The organism is Pseudoalteromonas sp. (assembly GCF_018402495.1).
Lineage (GTDB): Bacteria > Pseudomonadota > Gammaproteobacteria > Enterobacterales > Alteromonadaceae > Pseudoalteromonas.
In genome coordinates this window covers 73,388-92,768 of the sequence record NZ_JAGYIU010000001.1, presented here as the reverse complement: position 1 = coordinate 92,768, position 19,381 = coordinate 73,388, and the positions used below count along the sequence as shown (strand labels likewise).

The window sequence follows — 19,381 nt, the reverse complement described above, 5'->3', positions numbered from 1 at the left end:
CTTTACGGTTACAGCCTAAAAGCGTTAGTCAGCTTTAATTAAGCTCAATGCTTCATACGGATCGACTTCTAATGCATTACAGTAGCGAACAAACTCAATTACATCTAAACGACGTTCTTGATTTTCAATTTTGCCAATAAAAGAATGTGGCGTACCCAATATTTGCGCTAAGCTGCGCATGGTGTAGCCTTTTTCATGGCGCTTAGTTTTAAGCCACTTTGTTAATTTTGCATTTTCTTCCGAAGATACGGTTTTACCCATCATATACAACTCCTACTCGTTGTTTAACTATACATATAGCTAAGCGCTTAAAATCGCCAACACTGTAAACCTACAACCACTCACTAAAGCGCTGTGTAAACGCTTACAATTCAACCAATAAAAACGCTCAAATATGTATTAACACTTTATTATTGTGAAAAATGAAACCTTGCCCGTTTCACTCTTGGATACATTATATACCATTCACCGTTGATCTGAATGATTAATTAGTAATTATGCGATTAAAGTTTAACAACAAATATTTACTAACTCTGAATAAGATTGAATATTTTATAACTTTTTTGTTTCATTTAAATATAAGCCGTTTATTATTAACTTATTATTTGCTTAAAAAGGCTAAATCATGTTTAGACTACTCTTTTTACTGCCTATTATTTTATGCTTGGGCTGGTACTTTTTTTTGCGCCATTATGCAATTCCAATCAAACAGGGTAAAAAAGGCTTTATCTATATTTTAGCTTTCTCTGCATTTGTACTTGGTTTTTTTGTGTTAATAATGCAAATCACAGAATACAGACCAACTGAGTTATGATTTTTAAACACATAAAAAAACCGCTAATTAAGCGGTTTTTTTCAAATAACGGTATTTTTACACGCTAAAACTAGCGCCACAGCCACACGTTGTTGTGGCATTAGGGTTAGAGACAAAAAAGCGTGCCCCTTCTAACCCTTCGGTGTAATCGACTTCGCCGTCAACTAAATACTGGATACTCATGGGGTCAATGACTAAGGTAACCCCGTTTTTAACAATTTCTAAATCGCCAGGATTCGCTTTTTCATCAAAAGTAAAACCGTATTGAAAACCTGAACAACCACCGCCTGTGACATAAACACGCAGTTTTAGATCTGGGTTTTCTTCTTCGTCGATTAACTGTTTAACACGCACAGCGGCTGCGTCGCTAAACTTAATGGGTAATTCTTCAGACATTTTATAACCCTCAATACCTTTATACTAATGCGCGAGATTATCTAATACCTGAGTGTTTTAATCAAGTATAGTAAGCGCGCGTTTATAAGCTTTAATTAAAACAATGTGCGTTTAATCTGTTCTGTGAATCAATATGCTATAAATTTAATTTAAATTAATCTGTTGTTAAAAATCTCAAGGACTTCCCTAGACTATTTTGATAAACTCAAATTCCAAAAATGCTACGGGGAAATAAAGCATGTGGCTTGAGCGACTGAGACGTCGATTAGCAAAACCAAAAACATCCGTACAATTATGCTTATTGGGCGTAAGTGCCGGATTAATCGCTGCATTTTTTATTATTCTGTTTCGTTTAACTATTTTATTTTTTCAAAGCTTATTTTTAGAAACTCCTGACGACTTTACTACTCTCCCGACCCTAGAACGTGTATTGATGCCCTTAGTAGCTGCACTTCTTATAGCTACATTTGCAGCATTAACTGGCTTTAAACATTATCGATTAGGGATCCCTTTTGTAATACACAGAATAAAACGCCATTACGGGCAAATGCCGTTTTATAATACGGTCAACCAGTTTGTTGGTGGTGCGCTGGCACTGATCAGCGGTTTTTCTGTTGGCCGCGAAGGTCCCTCAGTTCATATGGGAGCAGCGGGGGCAAGCATATTAGCAAATAAACTACACTTACCCCACAACGCTATGCGTACCCTCAGTGGTTGTGGCGTTGCCGCAGGCATTGCCGCATCATTCAATACCCCACTTGCTGCCGTTATATTTGTAATGGAAGTGGTACTGAGAGAGTATAAAGTGCATATTTTTGTGCCTATTATGCTTGCAGCTGTGACAGGGGCTTTAGCGACGCAGTTTGTATTTGGTGATGCATCAGAGCTTGCGCTAATTAGCATTGCGCCACTGAGTGGCTGGCATTATCCTTATTTAATTTTATGCGGCATGGGGCTTGGTGCGGTGGCGTATGCTTTTAACCAAAACTTAATGCTAATTATTAAAACCTTTAAACCACTTAGTATGTTTCCACGTTTAATCATTGCAGGATGTATTGCCAGTTTAATTGCCTATGCAGTGCCACAAGCAATGGGCTCGGGTATGAGTGCTATAACTATTGCGGTTGAGTCACCTGAAAATATTCAACTACTCACCACTATTTTAATTGCTAAGTTATTAGCTACTTTGTTCGCAATTGGCTTAGGTATTCCAGGTGGGTTGATAGGTCCGGTTATTGGGCTGGGCGTTTTAACCGGTACTTTAATGGCATTTTTTGCCCAATTTATTAGCCCAGGCACTGATATAGCGGGCACTTATGGGGTACTGGGTATGGCAGGCTTACTAGCGGCCACACTGCACTCCCCCTTAGCAGCTCTGACCACGGTTATGGAACTGACCTCTTCACCGGAAATTATTGTACCGGCGATGATCGTCATTACTACCGCCTACGTTACAGCTTTGCAAGTGTTTGGCAATCGCTCCATATTTTTACAACAATTAGACTTTCAGGGATTGCCTTATCATGTGTCCCCCGCGACTGAAGCACTCCAAAAGGTCGGTGTTATGGATGACATGGATGAAAACTTCAAACTGCTCTACTCCGACGACAAAGAGCAAATAAAAAACAGCCTTGATGCTATGGACAGCCAAACACCATTAATTGTGTTTGATGAAGAAAATGGCTATCGCTTGGCTGAATATGATTTAAGTTTAATGTCTGATCAAGCGATTAATATCAAGTACGTGAGTTTACAGGGGGTAAGCAGTCAAGCTACGCTTGCTGATGCATTTGAGATATTAAATGATAAGCGAGGCGGTGCTATTTACGTTTACAACTTACTTGATAATCAACAAATTATGGGATTATTAAGGTGGGATCAAATCCACCATATTTTAACCATACGCAACAGTTTACTTTAACAATAATGAGAACAATATGAGCGCATTATTAATTTATAAAACCTTGCATGTGTTTTTTATGATTGCTTGGTTTGCAGGAATTTTTTACCTACCTCGACTTTTTGTTTATCACGCTATGAGTGAAGAAAAATCGTGTAACTCAATGCTTAAGGTAATGGAACGCCGATTACTTTATTTTGTTACTCCATTTGCCGTACTTACTGCGGTATTTGGCGTGTTGCTTATCATTGAATACGGTCGCGAATGGTTTCGTTACAGTATGTGGCTGCATTACAAACTAGTACTGGTGATCATTTTATATATTTATCATGGCTACTGTTTCAAATTATTAGCTGATTTTAAACACGATAGAAATACTAAAAGCGATCGGTTTTACCGCATTTTCAACGAGCTACCGGTTTTAGCATTACTTGCTATTGTCGCTTTGGCGATTATTAAGCCAAGCTTTTAACAAAGGCGTATAAATTACGCTGCCAAGTCGCATACTAAGTTTGTATAATACGCGCGATTGCGTGCTCCTTTATGGATTATCGCGCCTTTTTGAATTACTAGGAATAATCCCATGTTCAGTTTCCAAGGTGAAAATATACTCTCTGTTAATCAACTCGACCGAGACTGTATTGAACGTATATTTGCTGTAGCAAAAAAAATGGAGCCCTATGCTAAAAAACAGAAGCGTACCAACGTGCTTGAAGGCGCTATTTTAGCAAACCTGTTTTTTGAACCCAGTACACGTACTCGTGTTAGTTTTGGCACTGCGTTTAACTTACTCGGTGGACTAGTTCGTGAAACCACCGGCATGCAAAGCTCTGCGCTTGCTAAGGGAGAATCCCTTTATGATACTGCACGTGTTATTTCAGCTTATGCTGATGCGGTTGCTATGCGCCATCCTGACTCAGGCTCGGTGGCTGAATTTGCAACAGGTTGCAGCGTACCGGTAATAAACGGTGGAGACGGGCCCAATGAGCACCCTACCCAAGCGCTGCTTGACTTATTAACGATTGAGCGTGAACTAAACCGCTTTGAGCAAAATATTGATGGCATGCACATTGCTTTAGTCGGTGATTTAAAATATGGCCGTACCGTTCACTCGCTATCAAAGTTATTATGCCATTACAAAAACATTAAATTTTCGATGGTCGCCCCTAGTGGCTTGCAAATGCCTGACTCAATTTTATCTGCAGTTGAAAATGCCGGTCATAAAATTGAGTTGGTTGATAAAATGGAAGGTAACTTAGCGGCCGATATCGTTTATCAAACACGAATCCAAGAAGAGCGTTTTCCATCACAAGAAGAAGCCAATAAGTACCGCGGTGGATTTAGAATTAGCCAGTCTATTTACAATACCCATTGCAAACCTAATTCAGTATTAATGCACCCTCTTCCTCGCGATAGTCGCCTAGAAGCAAACGAACTTGATAACGACTTAAATGCTAACGACAATCTAGCAATATTCCGTCAAGTACAAAATGGTGTACTCATTCGTATGGCACTGTTTGCTTTAACCCTCGGCGTAGAAAACAAAGTCGAACAGTATGAAGTAAGCGTTCCTTGGTTTAGCCGTAAACGCGACAGCTAAGCTTTTAATTTTAAAGTGACAAAACAATAGGATTTTTCATGACAATTAGCCAAGACTTATTTAAACGAGCTCAAGACTCTATTCCTGGTGGAGTAAACTCGCCAGTGCGTGCATTTAATGGTGTAGGTGGTACCCCGCTGTTTATCACTAAAGCACAGGGCGCGTTTACATTTGATGCTGATGGCAACCGTTACATCGATTATGTAGGCTCTTGGGGTCCAATGATTATGGGCCACAATCACCCTGAAATTAAACAAGCAGTGCATGACGCGGTAGAAAATGGTTTAAGCTACGGAGCGCCTACTGAAGCTGAAATTTTAATGGCTGAAAAAGTGAAACAACTTGTCCCATCAATCGAAAAAGTACGCATGGTGAGCTCTGGTACTGAAGCAACAATGAGTGCAATTCGTTTAGCTCGTGGCTTTACAGGGCGCGACAAAATTTTAAAGTTTGAAGGCTGTTACCACGGCCATGCAGACTCATTATTAGTAAAAGCAGGCTCTGGCGCATTAACTATGGGTGTACCTAACTCTCCAGGTATTCCTGAAGACTTAGCTAAGCACACACTCACCGTTTCGTTTAACAATATTGAAGAAGTGAAAGCGATTTTTGCTAAGTACGCCGATGAAATCGCGTGTATTATTGTTGAACCGGTTGCCGGTAACATGAACTGTATCCCACCGGTACCAGGCTTTTTAGAAGGGCTACGTGAAGTATGTGATCAGTACCAATCTGTGCTTATTTTTGATGAAGTAATGACAGGCTTTCGTGTTGCCCTAGGTGGCGCTCAAGCGTATTACAACATCAAACCAGATTTAACCTGTTTAGGTAAAGTGATTGGCGGCGGCATGCCGGTAGGCGCGTTTGGTGGTAAAACAGAAATCATGGATTACATTGCTCCTGTAGGCCCTGTTTATCAAGCAGGTACACTTTCAGGTAACCCTATTGCTATGGCTGCAGGGTTAAAATCACTTGAGCTACTAAGCGCTCCTGGCGTGCATGATAAGTTAGAAGCAATTAGTAAAGCGATTTGTGAAGGCTTTGAAGCCGCAGCTAAAAAAGCAGACATTGCGTTAACTACTAACTACGCTGGCGGTATGTATGGCTTTTTCTTCACCGATGCAGAAAAAGTAACTACTTACAAACAAGCTACTGAATGTGATTTAGAGCGCTTTAAAAAGTTCTTCCACTTTATGCTTGAAGAAGGGGTTTATTTAGCGCCTTCAGCGTTTGAAGCTGGTTTTGTTTGTGCTGCGCACACAGAGCAAGAAGTTCAAGCAACGATTGAAGCGGCAGAGCGCGCTTTTGCTAAGCTATAACGTTTAGTTTTCATACCAATTCGCTTAATTAAGTGATCTATTTTGAGGCTGGAAAAACGTGTTGATAGCTAGGCAAAAAATTTGCTATTTAGTTGTTCTAAATGAGAATTTTTTAACGCAGGTAGTGACACGTTTAGCCCCGTAAAATAATTAAGTATTATTGCGGGTTGGTATTATAAAACGCTTCCCCATAAAAAAAGCCCTTTCGGGCTTTTTTTGTTTTTACTATTTAACGAATACATTCTGGTCTTGGTTTAAACTCACTGGCTCTAAGCGGTAGCTGAATCACTTTGCCACAGCCCGGTGGTGCTTGATTGCCTGTTTGTTCGTTTACAAATGCCCACCGAATTGAAGGCGGACGCGTATCGGCAATAGCTTGCGGATTTAGCGGTTTTAAATACCGAATATAGGTTTCAAGCGCGCCAACACTGCCGGTTAAGCCTGTGCTTTTATTATCGTCACGGCCTATCCATGCAACCGTTACTGTATTTTGGTCAAATCCAGCAAACCAGCTGTCGCGTAATTCGTTACTAGTGCCTGTTTTACCTGCTAACTGGATTGACGGGAAATGTAAATTTAAGCGCTGTGCGGTGCCATCTTTAGTTACCCGCTTCATAGCGTACTTGGTCATATACATGGCATCTTTATCAAAACGTTGTTCGTTACTCACTTTATGCTTATAAAGTACATTGCCAACAGCGTCTGTTAATGCCGAGATAGACGTCAGTTCTCTGTATTCACCGTCTGCTGCAATGGTGGTATAAAGTTGAGCAACTTCAAAGCTCGACATTTCAATGGCCCCTAATAATAACGATGGGTATTCATTAATATATCCTTTGGCACCTAACCCTCTGAGGGTGTTGGCTACCTTGTCGACCCCTACATCAAGCCCTAAATTAACTGCCGGAATATTAATACTATGGCTAAATGCTTTATAAAGAGGTATGGCGCCACGGTATTGACGATCAAAGTTTTCTGGCTGCCATACATTGCCCTCTTCGTTGGTAACTTGAACAGGCGAGTCATCAAGTAACGTCGCTAAGTTATAATGAGGTAATTGCAGTGCACTTAAGTACACGGCAGGTTTAACAAGTGAGCCAATATTACGTTTGGTATCGAGCACGCGGTTAAATCCTGAATAGCGTACATCACGACCAGACACCAGCGCCGATACACCCGCTTTTTCAACATTAACGGAGATCATCGCCGCTTCTAGCTCTTTAGTATTTGGGCGCCTTTCTAAATAAGGTAAACTGGCCTGAATCGACTCTTCCATCGCGGTTTGTTTTTGTAAATCAAAGTAGGTAAACACTCGCACACCCGCATCCAATACTTTTTGTTCGGGCAACAGCTGTTTAAGCTCACGATTAACTAACTCCAAATAACCGGGGTAAGATTTTTGTAAACTTGCTTTCATCGGCGCAATATCAATTGCGCGTTTTAACGAGGCCCGATATTCTTTTGTAGAAATAAGTTTATTTTCAACCATTAAGCGCAGCACTAAATCACGGCGCTCCATGGCACGCTCTTTGTAACGCCTTGGGTTGTAATAAGAAGGCCCTTTAACCATGGCCACCAGCAAAGCAATTTGGTCGAACTCGAGTTCGTCAACTGGCTTTGCAAAGTAAAACTCAGCCGCCAATCCCATCCCATGCACGCCTTGGTTATAAGACTGTCCCAGATAAACTTCGTTTAAGTAAGCTTCAAGAATTTGATCTTTTGAGTAACGGTAATCAAGAATAAGCGCAATAAAAGCTTCATTCACTTTACGTACTAACGAACGTTCACGGGTAAGGTAAATATTTTTAGCCAGCTGCTGGGTTAATGTACTTCCCCCTTGTACGGTGCGCCCTGCGCGAATATTGGTATACAAAGCGCGTAAAATAGAAAAAGCCGATACACCGTGATGATCATAAAAATCGCGGTCTTCTACCACTAATAAGGCATTTTTAAGCATGTCAGGAAATTTATCTAATGGTACAAACTCTCTATCCTGTTTTGAGTCATTACCAATACGGGCTATTTGTACAGGCTCTAATCTGGCGGTATTTAATCGACGGCCAAACTTATCTTTAATACTAGCTACTTTTTCTCCAGAAAAACGTAGTTCAATAACATGAGCACTTTCTAAACCATCAGAAAATTCAAAATCACGACGAAAAATCTCAATACTATTGGTAGTTTTAATATATTGCCCTGTTCGGCTTAAGCGGTTAACTGCTGTATAGTTTAAGCGCTTCAGCTCCCACAATACTTCTTGTTTAGATAAATACTGCCCAGGAAAAAAAGTCATTGAGCGGGCATATACTTGTGCCGGAAGTTGCCATTTATTGCCTTCAAACTGGCGAGTTATTTTTGCATCAAGGTAGATAAAGTAAAATGCAACGGCTATAAAAGTCGCCAAACTCAGTTTCCAAAAAATAGAAAACAACGTTTTAAAAAGTGGCCGTTTTTCGGTGCTTGAAGTTTTTTTAGTCGCACTTTTTCGCGCCGATGATTTAGATGACTTAGTAGCGCGCTTAGTAGAGGGTTTACTGGTCGATGTTTTCTTTTTTTCAGCCATTTAAGTGTAATATATTCCGAAGGTTAATTTAACGCGAGGAGCTTATCACATTACTCTAGCACCTGAAAAATTAACCTCCCCTGAAATCAAAAAAGCCCTAACAGAGTAGGGCTTTGATTGAACACACAATACTTTTAATTAATTACTTCTAACTGATACAAACTCTGGATAAGCATCAATACCACAATCGTGTTGATCCATGCCGTTTAACTCTTCTTCTTCGGTAACACGAATACCCATGGTTTGTTTGAGGATTGCCCATACAATGAATGAAGCAATAAACACAAAACCAATAATACATAGTAAACCAATAAGCTGCGTCATAATGTTAGCTTCCGCATTAGTCACCGGAACTAAAACAACACCTAGAATGCCACACACACCGTGAACAGAAATAGCACCCACAGGATCATCAATCTTAGCTTTGTCCAATGCGACAATACTGAGTATGACTAATGAGCCACCTAGTAAGCCAAATAAGCACGCAATTAATGGTGATGGTGATAATGGGTCTGCAGTAATAACCACTAAGCCTGCAAGTGCACCATTAAGTACCATGGTTAAATCGGCTTTGCCCCATAAAAGTTTACATAAGAACAAGGCCGAAATTGCACCCATAGCCGCTGCCGCGTTAGTATTAAGTAATATTTGACCTACTGCAGTTGCATTTTCTTTATCGGAAATTAATAACTGTGATCCGCCGTTAAAGCCAAACCAACCCATCCATAAAATAAATGTGCCCAATGTAGCAAGTGGCAAGTTTGAACCTGGAATTGGGTAAATTTCGCCATTTTTACCATATTTACCTTTACGTGCACCTAGTAGTATTACACCCGCAAGCGCTGCAGCCGCACCCGTTGCATGCACAATGGCAGAGCCTGCAAAATCAACAAAGCCTAGCTCAGATAAGAAGCCGCCGCCCCATGTCCAGTAACCTTCAATTGGGTAAATTAACCCTGTTAACACCACGGTAAATACGAGGAAAGCCCACAACTTCATACGCTCTGCAACGGCGCCTGATACGATAGACATGGCCGTTGCAACAAACACAACCTGAAAGAAAAAGTCAGATTCTAATGAGTGATCAGCATCTGCTGCTTGGCTACCTATTAGGCCACCAAACGAAGGAATAACACCGCCTTCAACATTATCTACGTACATAATGTTGTAGCCTATCAACAAAAACATAGTACACGCGATAGAATAAAGCGCGATATTTTTAGTTAGAATTTCTGTGGTATTTTTAGAGCGCACTAAACCCGCTTCTAACATTGCAAAACCGGCTGCCATCCACATGACTAAGATGCCAGACATTAAAAAGTAAAACGTATCGAGCGAAAACTTCAGCTCTATAATTGTATTTTCCATGTTGCCCCCTTAAATTGCATCATCATCAAGCTCGCCAGTACGAATACGGACGATTTGATCTAGGTCGTAAACAAAAATTTTGCCGTCACCAATTTTGCCCGTTCCAGCGACTTTGGTAATGGTTTCTACAACGCGTTGGCAATTTTCACTACGGGTAGCAATTTCAAGTTTAATTTTAGGTATAAAGTCAACCTGGTACTCAGCACCACGGTATAACTCAGTATGCCCTCTTTGACGTCCAAATCCCTTAACGTCAACCACTGTCATTCCTTCGATGCCTAAATCAGCGAGTGCTTCACGCACATCATCTAGTTTGAATGGCTTTATTATTGCACTGATCATTTTCACAAAGGCCCCCTTAGGACGCTAGCTTGTTATTGTATTTCCTCTATACAATCCAACCTTTGTGCCATTTTTAAATTAACAATAAAAACATAGACTTAAAAAAATAAATAATATATAAAACAAAAAATCGCACCATTTAGGTGCGCTTTTTTTAAACAAAATACTGCATTGGTGCGAGTCGATAAATATACAAACAGTAACCATTTCATTCTCGTAAAATACACATTAATAATATATTTACGATTAGAGTTACTCTGTCATATCGAGAGGCATGGCAGATTTTTTAGCACCACTTTGCCATAGCAAGTGGTTGTGCGTTTTAAAAAATCACTTTGATATTAAGCACAGTTTAGCGACTGATTACTTAAAAAACTTAATCAGTAATTACATAGACTCAACGATTATTATCTACAGCTAGTCTCAATATTTTGGTTTTTTAGCTAAATATCGCTATAACTGCAGTACATAAAATAAAAAAGAGTCACTTATGAGATTTAGCCGAAGTTTATTCTTACCCATTGCCGCCATTGCGCTTACCCTAAGCTGCGCCTCGTTTGCCGATAACCAACGCCGTATTGATATCGACAGTAAAGTGGTTACTCAGCACAAAGCAAAAATAAATAACGAACGCTTTTCGTATACCGTAGCAACTGGCACACAACCGGTGTGGGATAACAAAGGAGATGCTATCGCAACCCTTCAATACACTTACTACACCCGCGATAAAGTAGATGATAGAGCAAAGCGTCCATTACTTATTTCATTTAATGGTGGCCCAGGTTCAGCATCGGTATGGATGCATTTAGCTTATACCGGCCCTCGTGTTTTAAAAATTGATGACGAAGGCTACCCAATTCAACCTTATGGCGTTAAAGATAACCCTTATTCGGTTTTAGACGTGGCCGACATCGTTTACGTAAACCCTGTAAACACGGGTTATTCCCGCGTCGTTGAAGATAAAAACGGTAATCTTCTACCTAAAGACAAACAAAAAGAGTTATTTTTTGGTGTGAATGCCGATATAAAATACCTAGCAGAATGGCTTAATACTTTTGTATCTCGCAATGAACGTTGGCGCTCTCCTAAATTTTTAATTGGTGAAAGCTACGGTACTACTCGTGTATCAGGCTTGGCGCATGAGCTACAAAATAGCCAGTGGATGTATATTAATGGCGTGGTACTTGTTTCACCTACAGACATTGGTATTAAACGCGACGGCCCTGTAAAAGCCGCTAACCGCTTACCCTACTTTGCAGCCACAGCGTGGTACCACAAGGCATTAAACACTGATTTACAAGCTAAAGATTTAGACGAACTATTACCTGAAGTAGAACAGTTTACTATAAATGAGCTTATTCCAGCGCTTGCAAAAGGCGGCTTTATTGCCCCAGATGAAAAACGTCGTATTATCAAAAAAATGGCCAAATATGCAGGTCTATCTGAAACATTTGTTAGCCAAAATAACTTAGATATTCCGACACAATTTTTTTGGAAAGAGTTATTACGTGAACGCGGGCAAATGGTTGGTCGCCTCGACTCTCGCTATTTAGGAATTGATAAACGCGATGCCGGTGAATCACCAGATTACTGGGCAGAGCTTACATCGTGGCTGCACTCTTTTACCCCTGCAATTAACTACTACCTGCGTGAAGAGCTTAATTACAAAACCGATATCAAATATAACTTATTTGGTAACGTTCATCCATGGGACAGAAGCGGAAATAACACCGGTGAAAATTTGCGTTTAGCAATGGCCCAAAACCCATATTTAAACGTTTTAGTGCAAGCTGGTTATTTTGACGGTGCAACCAATTACTTTGATGCCAAATATACTATGTGGCAACTTGACCCAAGTGGTAAAATGCAAGATAGGCTAAGCTTTAAAGGTTACCGCAGTGGCCACATGATGTATCTACGCCATGCAGATTTAAAAAGCTCTAACAACGATTTACGCGAGTTTATAAAACAATCTTTACCTAAAGAAGGTGAATCTGCTAAATACTAATATAATAAATTAAAAAGTGACCGCGCAGGTCACTTTTTACCTATAAACAAATTAAGTCTAAGCTATTTTACGCCTTATGCGTGTACTAATATCCCCGCGACTTCTTAAAGCGCGCAAACTAATCATTAGATCCAATAGGGTTCTGTATCAAATGAAGCATGTCGACTTTGCTCCATGGCACTGACTAAAAACTCAGATTTTTGCTCTAACCATTGTTGTATTTTTGCCAGTTGAGTATCCTCTTGCCCAGCACACAATTGCTTTAAATAATCAAGCGTACTTAGCTCATACATACCATGAGAAATATCCAGCCAAGGGAGCCTAAACTCTAATCGCTCATCTTTATTAAACAATGCACCTAAACAATTGCCACTGAGCAAGCTATTTTCTAATTGAGTACGAAAGTTTAAGTAATCATTACACGCTAGGCTTTGCTCTTTAGGCAAAGAGCGGTGTAGATTTTTCCAATCTTTATCAAATAAGCGCGGAGCAATATCGATAACGAGCTGCTCAGCATTTTGTAGCTCAGCTTGGCTCCAGTCTTTACGCCACTGTTTATTTATTAGCCACGTGGTTAAGCTTAGCAATAAACGGTTGTAACGCGCACTATGAAAAAGCGCAAAAATATCGTCAATGCTCGGTTGTAACTCTTTTAAATCGTTAATAACTTGAGTTAAAGCAGGCGCACTGTTTATTTTTTTATAAAAAGCATGGCGCTTAGAGGTGTAAGTTTTTAACTGAATGGCATTTTCAACCCATGCTAACTCACTTAATAACCACTTGAGTTCCGTTCTGAGATGCTCGGTGCTGTCTTTACTAACAATATCGTCAAACAACCAAAAGTTATGACGAATTAAACTAATGCCGTCGGTCACACGTTTTAATGTTTTTAAACTTGGCTTATCAAAATAACACTGCTCATGTTTTTGCACAAAGCGAATACCAAAGCCCATGGCCTCAATAAGCGCTTGCTCTTGAGTGGCTTGCTTAGTAAGTTTAACAAAACCGATAGATTTACTCGGTTGTAATGGTGTGTCATCGGCAAGGCGATACCCTCTTGCTGCTTTTGAATAAAGCCCCAAGCGCACACTGCTTTGGCTTATTAATTTATCTGCTAGAGCAAATAACTCGTCTCGACTACCTTCGACGAGCTCAATTTCAAGCTCGCTAATAATCTCCACTTTACCCGAGGCGGCCACTTCACCTTTATCTAATACCACTTCAATTTTGGCACCATTTTGCGTTTCAATTAACCACGTACGGCGGATAAAATTAGTACTAAATATAGGGTAGAGGTTTTGTGATATAACATCAATTTGCATGCCGTGTGGCCAAATTGATGAATCAAACGCCATTAAATTAGGTCGATTTGTTTCTATGGGAAGGTTATATTCTGGACGTTGATGTAATCCTCCCACCACATCTCCTGCAAGCTTAATTGTTTGCTCACAGCGCTCGTCTGTACAACGCGTTCTAAAACCAATATCGAGTGCTCTTAGCTCTCTGCTTGGCGTATCAAAGTAAGCATTTTGCAAACTTTTAGAAGGCTTGTTTGTGACTGTTTTTGCAAATTGAGTAATTAACGAGGGGATCAGTGGAATGACGTCATCTGATACCAAAAATTTCAGTTCTATCTCAGTATCCATTAGGCTTGCGGATTACCCTTAAAATTAATAAGTGCTCAAAATAAACAAAGCAGCCCTATATTGCAAATTTTTTAGTCATAAACACACAAGCAAAATGCTCTGGTTACAATATCTGTCTTGCTATTAAACTATTAAATCCATACTATCTATATACTTATGCGAAACAAAAATCACGTTCACAACGGACACTGCTAGATTAACAAGGTAGATAAATGCTAAAACACTGTTTACTATGGCTGCTTTTTACAGCCGCCTCGTTTATGAGCCAAGCAGAGGAAGCTCAATCAACGCCGCCTCCTAATGCCAAAACAGCTTATATAATCGATAACTTGTATACTTTTATGCGTTCAGGCGCCAGTAAAGACTATCGCTTACTCGGTTCTATTGATGCAGGCACCCAACTAACTTTATTATCTGATGAACAAAACGGTTTTATAAAAGTTAAAGATGATAAAGAGCGCGAGGGCTGGGTAGAGGCTAAATTTATCAGCGAATCAGCTGGTTTAAAGCAGCAATATCAAGCGCTTAACAACGAAATTAGCGCTATGCAAAATGAATTACGCCAAGCGCAAGTAGAATTACCTGAACTACAAGAACAAAACTCACAGCTAACCGAACAAAATACTCAGCTGTTAGCACAAATAAGTCAATTACAAGACTCGCTTACCCAAGAACAACAATTAAAGCAAGCAACCAGTGCTAAAGAAAAGCGTCAGCTACTCACTTATGGCGGTGCTATCGCATTTTTAGGTTTGTTCTTAGGAATTATTTTAACCATCGTGTTATCGCGCAGAAAACGCTATGAAGGCTGGGCGTAAGCGCCACCTCAATAGCAGGCATAAAAAAAGCATCGAAAGATGCTTTTTTTATGCCTGCTATTTTTTATACCTGCAATAATTTACTCAAAGATTACATATCTAAACGCAGCCCAGTATCTTGTTTAATCTTTTCTATTACCATATAGGTATGATGCGTACCCACACCAGGTATATCGACTAAATCACCTAACACTTCTCTGTATTCATCCATATTAGAGACACGAATTTTTAGTAAATAATCGTAACCACCGGCTACCATATCGCACTCAACAACCTGCTTAATTTTGAGAATGTGTTCACGAAACACTTTAAATACCGCCGTATTTGAAGTGACTAACGATACCTGCACATGCGCGACTAAGCTTTGATTGAGCTTTTCCTCACTTAACTTTGCAAAATAGCCCTCAATGTAGCCTTCTTGCTCTAGACGTTTAACCCTGTCTAAGCACGGGCTGGGGCTCAAATTCACTTGTTTTGCCAGATTAACATTTGAAATTCTCCCATTGCGCTGCAAAACGTCTAAAATTGATATATCGATACGATCGAGCAGGCGTAATCTATTCGGATTAGTCATATCAGTATTTTATATGGATAAGTTGATAATATACCCTGTAAATTATCGTAAAACGGCAAAATTAACCAGCATATTCTGCTGGATTTTCATTAGAATGCACGCTTTACACTAATAACTATTTAGCGGTAATAAATAATTATCCTAAGTCTTAACACTCTTGAGGGTTGCTTATGTTATTTAATGGCGATTTAACGACTACTTGTCCAATTAGACAAAAGATCCGTGACTTTTACCGTATTGATGAAAATGCGGTTATTGATCATATTTTACCACTTGCTGAAGTCGGTGTTAAAGCACGAAGTCGTGCATGGGAAAGAGCTCGCCAAATGGTACACAATATTCGCAGAGATCAAGACGGTCAAAGCGGTGTTGATGCGCTATTAAATGAATTTTCACTCTCGAGTGAAGAAGGTGTGGTATTAATGTGTTTAGCCGAAGCTTTGCTTCGCGTGCCAGATAAAGCAACTCAAGAAACATTAATACGCGATAAATTAGCCAATGGCGATTGGAGCTCTCACTTAGGCAGTAGCGACTCGTTATTTGTAAATGCCTCATCATGGGGGTTATTAGTAACCGGTAAAATGGTTAACTATAACGATAAAACTAAAGAACAACAGTTTGGCATACTTAAAAAAACCATCGGCCGCTTAGGTGAACCGGTTATACGTAAGTCTGTTAACTTTGCTATGAAAATAATGGGTAAACAATTCGTAATGGGCCGTACCATTGACGAAGCCATTGAGCGTGCAGCAGATACAGAGAAAAAAGGCTATGTGTATTCATACGATATGCTAGGCGAAGGTGCTCGCACAATGAAAGACGCCCAGCGTTACTTTGATAGCTACATGAATGCAATTCATGCTATCGGTAAAGCAGCAAACGGGCGTGGTCCAATTAAGAGCCCGGGTATTTCTGTAAAATTATCAGCTATTCACCCTCGTTATGAGTTCACTCATAAAGAGCGTGTTATAGAAGAAATCGTTCCAAAGCTAAAAGAACTGGCCCTTGCCGCTAAAAAATACGACATCGGTTTTACTGTGGATGCAGAAGAAGCTGACCGTTTAGATATTTCTCTTGATGTTATTGAAGCCGTATTTAGTGATGACGATTTAGGCAATTGGCAAGGTTTTGGTTTAGCTGTTCAGGCTTATCAAAAACGCGCTATTTTTGTGATTGAATGGCTAACCGACCTAGCAACTCGTGTGGGTCGCAAAATGATGGTGCGTTTAGTAAAAGGCGCATACTGGGACACAGAAATCAAAACCACACAACAAGATGGTTTAGATTACTTCCCCGTATTTACGCGTAAAGCAACTACGGATGTGTCATACAAAGCGTGTGCGATTAAAATGCTTGAAGCACGTGATGTACTTTACCCGCAATTTGCAACACACAACGCCTACACCGCCGCCACTATTTTGGAAGTAGCCAAAGGTGATAACACAGGGTTTGAATTTCAACGCCTTCACGGTATGGGTGAATCTTTATTTGACCAAATCGTTGATGAAGAAAAAATTCAGTGCCGCGTATACGCACCGGTCGGCCAACACGAAGACCTACTTGCTTATCTTGTACGTCGTTTACTAGAAAACGGCGCTAACTCATCGTTTGTAAATGCCATTGTGGATACCACACAACCGGTTGAAGCATTATTACCAGATCCTGTTGAAACACTGCAAGGTTTACGTAACAAATACAACACGCAAATAAAAATGCCTATTGATTTATACGGTGAAGAACGCGCCAACTCAAAAGGCATGGACTTAACTGACATTAACGTAATAACCCCGTTTAAAGAAAATTTAGACGCGTGGTTTGAAGAGCACTTAATTGATGAAAGCCAAGTGCCAGAGGGTGCATTGGCAGTTAAAAACCCAGCAAACCATAAAGAAATTATTGGCCATGTAAAATTACAAAATAGCGATGAAATGAAAGTGTTGCTAGCCAACGCTGAAACCGCATTTGAATCATGGTCACAAACACCGGTAAAAGAGCGCGCTAATTTGTTGCGTCGCGTTGCTGACATCTTAGAACGCCATCACGATGAGCTTGTGGCTATCTGTATTAAAGAAGCAGGTAAAGTAGCACAAGATGGTATTGATGAAGTACGTGAAGCGGTTGATTTTTGCCGCTACTACGCAGCCCGTGCTGAAGAGCTTGCACAAGATGAGCGCTTTGAAGCCCGTGGTGTTATTTTATGTATTAGCCCATGGAACTTCCCGCTAGCGATTTTCTTGGGTCAAGTTGCTGCGGCCATTGTGACTGGTAACACGGTTATTGCAAAACCAGCAGAGCAAACCAGCTTAATCGCACTACGTGCTATTGAATTAATGCTATCAGTTGGTTTACCTGAGCACGTTGTACAGCCTGTCATTGCTCGCGGTAGCGAAGTGGGTAAAACCATTGTTCCTGATGAGCGTATTCAAGCTGTTATGTTTACAGGTTCAACTGAAACAGGCACGCTTATCTCGCAAACATTAGCGGCACGTAACGATATTCAGGTGCCTTTAATTGCAGAAACTGGCGGCCAAAACTGTATGATTGTTGATTCAACAGCGCTTCCTGAGCAAGTTGTTGATGATGTTATCAGTTCTGGTTTCCAAAGTGCAGGTCAACGTTGTTCAGCATTACGCGTACTCTTTATTCAAGAAGACGTAGCTGATGGCATTATCGAGATGCTTAAAGGCGCACTTGCTGAGTTGCACATTGGCGACCCATCATTACTCTCTACTGATGTAGGCCCTGTAATTGATGAAAAAGCACTTAAAACACTCAACGACCATGTTGAATACCTAAAAGGTAATGCAACACTTCACTATGAATGCAAAATTCCTGATAACAGTGAAAATGGCGCATTTTTCTTTGCACCACGTTTATACGAAATTAAAGACTTATCAGTGTTAAAACGTGAAGTATTTGGCCCGTGTGTTCATGTAATCCGCTTTAAAGCGAGTGAACTAGATAGTGTTGTCGATCAAATCAACAACACGGGTTACGGCTTAACCATGGGTATCCACTCTCGCATTGAAGAACGTTGTGAGCATTTAGCTAAAATGTCGCGCGCCGGTAACGTATACATTAATCGCAACATGATTGGCGCTATTGTTGGCGTGCAACCGTTTGGTGGCCGTGGACTCTCTGGTACTGGCCCGAAAGCCGGTGGACCAAACTACCTACAACGCCTAGTGAAAGAAAAAGCATCACCAGATAACGTACAAATGACTAACCTAACGCCAGATGAGCTTGATTTACACCACTACAGTGGCGCAAATGAGCAAGTAGAAAAGCTGATGGTTAACTCTATGCGCGATGAAAAAATCTGGCGTGCAACGCCACTGAATGACCGTGTTTCTGCGGTACGTCAGTTATTAGCGAAAGTAGCGACGGTTGAAATTATTGACGACCTCGCGGACGATTTAGCGTTAACACTTGCCGATGCTCGCGCTCAGTTAAACCGCTTAGAAAAGCACATGCGTAAATATACAACATTGCCAGGGCCAACAGGTGAGTCGAATACACTTCACCTTGAAGCTCGTGGTTGTGTGGTTTGTTACGCAGATAAAAGCACCTCATTTAACTTTTGGGCACTGTCGATTATTACCGCACTAGCGGCTGGTAATACGGTAATTACAGTAGCCTCTGAAATATTTTATGACGAAGCGGTTGCCTTTAGAGATAAGTTTATTGCAACCGGCGTTGCTGAAGGTGTTTTTCAAGTAGCTAAACCAAACCAGTTACAAGCTATATTGGCACACCCTCACCTAGCGGGTGCGGTAGTTGCTGCACGTTCTTCTCGCTTAGGCTACTTCAGCCAACAGCTTGCACAACGTAAAGGCGCAATACTGCCAGTGATCAGCTCTGAGTATTACGACACGCTAATTAAGCGCCTTATTACTGAAAAAACAATCAGCATCGATACAACGGCATCAGGCGGTAACACCTCGTTGATGACGCTTGTTGAAGATGATGAATAGAAAATAGTCATCATTTAATTAAAAAGGCATCAATTTGATGCCTTTTTTATTGCTAAATG

15 protein-coding genes are annotated in these 19,381 nt (G+C 40.5%); 8 read left to right on the top strand and 7 right to left on the bottom strand.

All coding sequences use genetic code 11. The annotated features are described in order from the left end of the window. Positions 1-24 precede the first annotated feature (24 nt). Positions 25-264, bottom strand: a complete 240-nt coding sequence (locus KG708_RS00425) for a helix-turn-helix transcriptional regulator (protein WP_008111877.1) — start codon at positions 262-264, stop codon at positions 25-27. A 361-nt stretch (positions 265-625) separates the two neighbouring features. Here KG708_RS00425 and KG708_RS00420 point away from each other — a divergent pair, with 361 nt between their 5' ends. Next, positions 626-814: a hypothetical protein gene (locus tag KG708_RS00420; protein ID WP_013464338.1), complete on the top strand. Its 189-nt coding sequence runs from the start codon at positions 626-628 to the stop codon at positions 812-814. Positions 815-871: 57 nt separating this feature from the next. Here KG708_RS00420 and erpA read toward each other — a convergent pair whose 3' ends face one another. Next, entirely contained in the window at positions 872-1,210 is a 339-nt protein-coding gene (gene erpA, locus KG708_RS00415; RefSeq protein ID WP_002958911.1) for an iron-sulfur cluster insertion protein ErpA, read from the bottom strand. A 238-nt stretch (positions 1,211-1,448) separates the two neighbouring features. Here erpA and KG708_RS00410 point away from each other — a divergent pair, with 238 nt between their 5' ends. The 4 genes from KG708_RS00410 (at position 1,449) to hemL (ending at position 6,029) form a co-directional block, all read left to right on the top strand. Beyond that, the gene (locus tag KG708_RS00410) at positions 1,449-3,131 is read left to right on the top strand and encodes a chloride channel protein (protein WP_213607637.1); all 1,683 of its coding nucleotides are present in this window, start codon (positions 1,449-1,451) and stop codon (positions 3,129-3,131) included. 16 nt (positions 3,132-3,147) lie between these two features. Continuing rightward, a complete protein-coding gene (locus KG708_RS00405; RefSeq protein ID WP_213607636.1) occupies positions 3,148-3,582 on the top strand; it encodes a CopD family protein in 435 nt (144 codons plus the stop codon). A 111-nt stretch (positions 3,583-3,693) separates the two neighbouring features. Further along, positions 3,694-4,710, top strand: a complete 1,017-nt coding sequence (locus KG708_RS00400; protein ID WP_213607635.1) for an aspartate carbamoyltransferase — start codon at positions 3,694-3,696, stop codon at positions 4,708-4,710. 38 nt (positions 4,711-4,748) lie between these two features. Continuing rightward, complete coding sequence (hemL, locus tag KG708_RS00395) at positions 4,749-6,029, top strand: glutamate-1-semialdehyde 2,1-aminomutase (protein WP_213607634.1); 1,281 nt, start codon at positions 4,749-4,751, stop codon at positions 6,027-6,029. Positions 6,030-6,258: 229 nt separating this feature from the next. Here the strand turns inward: hemL and mrcB are convergent, their stop codons facing one another. From mrcB to KG708_RS00380, 3 genes are all read right to left on the bottom strand, one after another. Further along, complete coding sequence (gene mrcB, locus KG708_RS00390) at positions 6,259-8,592, bottom strand: penicillin-binding protein 1B (protein ID WP_213607633.1); 2,334 nt, start codon at positions 8,590-8,592, stop codon at positions 6,259-6,261. 138 nt (positions 8,593-8,730) lie between these two features. Beyond that, positions 8,731-9,960 carry an ammonium transporter gene (locus KG708_RS00385; protein ID WP_213607632.1) on the bottom strand — a complete coding sequence of 410 codons (1,230 nt, stop codon included), beginning with the start codon at positions 9,958-9,960 and terminating at the stop codon, positions 8,731-8,733. 9 nt (positions 9,961-9,969) lie between these two features. Next, positions 9,970-10,308: a P-II family nitrogen regulator gene (locus KG708_RS00380; protein WP_010391070.1), complete on the bottom strand. Its 339-nt coding sequence runs from the start codon at positions 10,306-10,308 to the stop codon at positions 9,970-9,972. Positions 10,309-10,792: 484 nt separating this feature from the next. On the opposite strand from KG708_RS00380, the gene KG708_RS00375 reads away from it, so the two are divergent. Further along, positions 10,793-12,310 (top strand): carboxypeptidase, encoded by a 1,518-nt coding sequence (locus KG708_RS00375; protein ID WP_213607631.1) that lies wholly within the window; start codon positions 10,793-10,795, stop codon positions 12,308-12,310. A gap of 125 nt (positions 12,311-12,435) precedes the next feature. Here the strand turns inward: KG708_RS00375 and KG708_RS00370 are convergent, their stop codons facing one another. After that, positions 12,436-13,956 carry a CYTH and CHAD domain-containing protein gene (locus tag KG708_RS00370; RefSeq protein WP_213607630.1) on the bottom strand — a complete coding sequence of 507 codons (1,521 nt, stop codon included), beginning with the start codon at positions 13,954-13,956 and terminating at the stop codon, positions 12,436-12,438. A gap of 212 nt (positions 13,957-14,168) precedes the next feature. Between KG708_RS00370 and KG708_RS00365 the strand changes: the two genes are divergently transcribed. Next, positions 14,169-14,774, top strand: coding sequence for a TIGR04211 family SH3 domain-containing protein (locus tag KG708_RS00365; protein ID WP_213607629.1), 606 nt, complete (start codon positions 14,169-14,171; stop codon positions 14,772-14,774). Positions 14,775-14,865: 91 nt separating this feature from the next. Here the strand turns inward: KG708_RS00365 and KG708_RS00360 are convergent, their stop codons facing one another. Then, complete coding sequence (locus tag KG708_RS00360) at positions 14,866-15,348, bottom strand: winged helix-turn-helix transcriptional regulator (RefSeq protein WP_008110899.1); 483 nt, start codon at positions 15,346-15,348, stop codon at positions 14,866-14,868. A 170-nt stretch (positions 15,349-15,518) separates the two neighbouring features. Between KG708_RS00360 and putA the strand changes: the two genes are divergently transcribed. Then, positions 15,519-19,322 (top strand): bifunctional proline dehydrogenase/L-glutamate gamma-semialdehyde dehydrogenase PutA, encoded by a 3,804-nt coding sequence (putA, locus tag KG708_RS00355; RefSeq protein WP_213607628.1) that lies wholly within the window; start codon positions 15,519-15,521, stop codon positions 19,320-19,322. Positions 19,323-19,381 lie beyond the last annotated feature (59 nt).